The organism is Variovorax sp. 01T439_2 (genome assembly GCF_056398445.1).
Window position 1 is genome coordinate 1 of the sequence record NZ_JBFTPJ010000784.1, and the last position, 2,858, is coordinate 2,858.

Annotated in this window: 3 protein-coding genes; all 3 read left to right on the top strand. The window is 68.5% G+C overall.

The annotated features are described in order from the left end of the window. On the top strand, positions 1 to 845 hold an 845-nt coding region (locus tag AC1DOC_RS27690; protein WP_478130922.1), incomplete at its 5' end, for an AMP-binding enzyme. After that, positions 842 to 2,014, top strand: coding sequence for a thiolase family protein (locus AC1DOC_RS27695; protein WP_478080034.1), 1,173 nt, complete (start codon positions 842 to 844; stop codon positions 2,012 to 2,014). The genes AC1DOC_RS27690 and AC1DOC_RS27695, both read left to right, overlap by 4 nt. Next, the coding region (locus AC1DOC_RS27700) for an SDR family NAD(P)-dependent oxidoreductase (RefSeq protein ID WP_478130923.1) at positions 2,011 to 2,858 on the top strand (848 nt) is incomplete at its 3' end. The genes AC1DOC_RS27695 and AC1DOC_RS27700, both read left to right, overlap by 4 nt.

The window sequence follows — 2,858 nt, forward strand, 5'->3', positions numbered from 1 at the left end:
ACCTGGGCGTGATGCCCGCGATGCTGCTTTCCGCACCCATATCGGCGGCCGACCGCGACCACGCGATCCGCTGGGGCTTCGGCGCCGGCGTCGACCGCAAGAACCATGCGCCTTTCGAAGAGCGCTTCGGCTTTCCGCTGGTCGAGGCCTGGGCCATGACCGAGACCGGCGCGGCCGCCTGCATCATGGCCAACCGAGAGCCGCGGATCGTGGGCACGAGCTGCTTCGGGCGGCAGGAAGACTTCGTGCAGATCCGGCTCGTGGGCGAGGACGGCAACGAAGTCGGTGTCGATGCCCCGGGCGAACTGCTGGTGCGCTCGGCCGGCGAAGACCCGAAGCGCTATTTCTTCTCGGGCTACCTGAAGGACGACGAAGCCACGCGCGAAGCCTGGGCCGATGGCTGGTTCCACACCGGCGACCTCGTGCGCCGCGATGCCGAAGGCAACTTCTTCTTCGTCGACCGCAAGAAGAACGTGATCCGTCGCAGCGGCGAGAACATCTCGGCCGTCGAGGTGGAGAGCGTGCTCAACCAGCATCCGGCCGTGAAGGCCTCGGCCGTGGCGGCCACGCCCGATGCGGTGCGCGGCGACGAGGTGCTGGCCTGCATCGTGATGCGCCAAGACGCCGATGCCGCGCAACGTGAGCAACTTGCCGCGAGCATCGTGCAGCATGCGCTCGCGCAGCTGGCCTACTACAAGGCGCCGGGCTATGTCGCCTTCGTCGACGCATTGCCGCTCACGCCGTCGCAGAAGATCCAGCGCGGCCAGCTGCGCGAGATGGCGCACTCGCTGCCGGGCCAGAGCCATTGCATCGACACGCGCTCCATGAAAAAGAGGCAGGCATGACGAAACGACGGCTCTCCTACGAAGGCGTCGCGGTGGCGGTGCCCATCACCGTGCCCTATGTGCGCTACTCCACGCGCACGGCGCACTGGTTCATCGGGCAGGCCATCGAGGCGCTGGTCGAAGCCAGCGGCGTGGCCAAGGAACAGATCGACGGCCTGTGCCTCAGCAGCTTCTCGCTCGCGCCCGACACGGCCGTGGGCGTCACGCAGCACCTGGGCCTTTCGCCGCGCTGGCTCGACCATGTGCCCACGGGCGGTGCCTCGGGCGTGATGTGCCTGCGCCGCGCGGCGCGCGCCGTGCAGGCGGGCGATGCCGACATCGTGGCCTGCGTGGGCGCGGACACCAACCACGTCGACTCCTTCCGCCAGACGCTGGGCAGCTTCAGCAACTTCGCACGCGATGCGAGCTATCCCTACGGTTCCGGCGGACCCAACTCGATCTTCGCGTTCATCACGGCCAACTACATGCGCACCTACGGCGCTCGGCGCGAGGACTTCGGCCGCATCTGCGTGGACCAGCGCACCAATGCGCTCGGCAATCCGAACGCGATGTTCAAGAAGCCGCTCACGCTCGACGAATACATGGCCGCGCGGCCCATCTCCGACCCGATCCATCTGTTCGACTGCGTGATGCCCTGCGCGGGCGCCGACGCCTTCCTGGTGATGAGCGAGGAACGTGCGCGCGACCTGGGCCTGGCGCATGTGGTGATCCGCGGCGCCATCGAGCGGCACAACGCCTATGCAGAGGATCCGGTGATGGTGCAGGGCGGCTGGCGCATGGACCGCGACGATCTGTATGCGCAGGCCGGCGTGCAGCCCGCCGCGCTCGACTTCGTGCAGACCTACGACGACTATCCGGTCATCGTGATGATGCAGTTCGAGGACCTGGGCTTCTGCGAAAAGGGCGAGGGCGCGGCCTTCGTGCAGGCCAACACGATGACCTTCGACGGCAGCTTTCCGAACAACACGAGCGGCGGGCAGCTCTCGGGCGGGCAGGCCGGTGCGGCGGGCGGCTTCCTCGGCATGGTCGAGGCGATCCGCCAGTTGACCGGCCAGGCCGGCCCTCGGGCGGTGCCCGACGCGCAACTGGGCCTCGTCGCCGGCTTCGGCATGGTGACCTACGACCGCTGCCTCTGTACGGGCGCCGTCATTCTCGGGAGACCCGCATGACGATGCCCCTGATGCGCCCTCCGCGCAAGAACCCGGTGCTGCGCACCCGGCAGATGAACCTGCCGCCCGGCGCGCGCGGCCGCGTGGCGCTCGGCCTCACGGCCGCCGCTGCCGAAGGCCGCTTCGAGCTGCAGACCTGCGACCGATGCGGCACGGTGCAGTACCCGCCGCGCGAGGTCTGCCACAAGTGCCTTTCGGCTGCTCTGCGCTGGCGAGCGCAAAGCGGTGAGGGCGAACTGCTCGGCAGCACCACGCTGCACCACAGCAACGACCTGTTCTTCCGCGAGCGGCTGCCCTGGCGGCTGGGCCTGGTGCACCTGGATGCCGGCCCGACGCTCATGGTCCACCTGCATGGCGAGGTCGGCGATGCGCCGCAAAGAGTGCGCGTGGGCGCCCGTCTCGACCGCGCCGGCCAGGCCGTTCTCATTGGTTTTCCGTTTGAAGGGAGTCCCCACATGGCCGACGACAAGATGCTGCGTGAAATGACCAGCGACCCCAAGTTCCGCAAGGTGCTGGTGACCGACGGCAAGACAGAGGTCGGCCAGGCCATCGTGCGCGCGCTGGTCAAGGCCGGCGCCGACATCGTCTGGGTCGGCCATGCCGAGCCGTGGAAGAAGATGGGCGAGGGGCTGGACGACATCTCGGCGCTGCCTCAGGTCACGCTGGTGCCGCTGGACCTGACCAACGGCCGGCAGGTGACCGAGCTCGCGGGCTCCATCGGCGGCAAGGTCGACATCGTGATCAACAACGCCGAGGTCCACCGCACTTTCGGCATCGGCGCGCGCCGCGGCACCGACGTGGCCAAGGCCGAGATGGACATCAACTACTTCGGCCTGCTGCGCCT

Excerpts from the sequence above, each read along its gene's own strand:
- AC1DOC_RS27695 (WP_478080034.1), top strand. The coding sequence starts at position 842 with ATGACGAAACGACGGCTCTCCTACGAAGGCGTCGCGGTGGCGGTGCCC.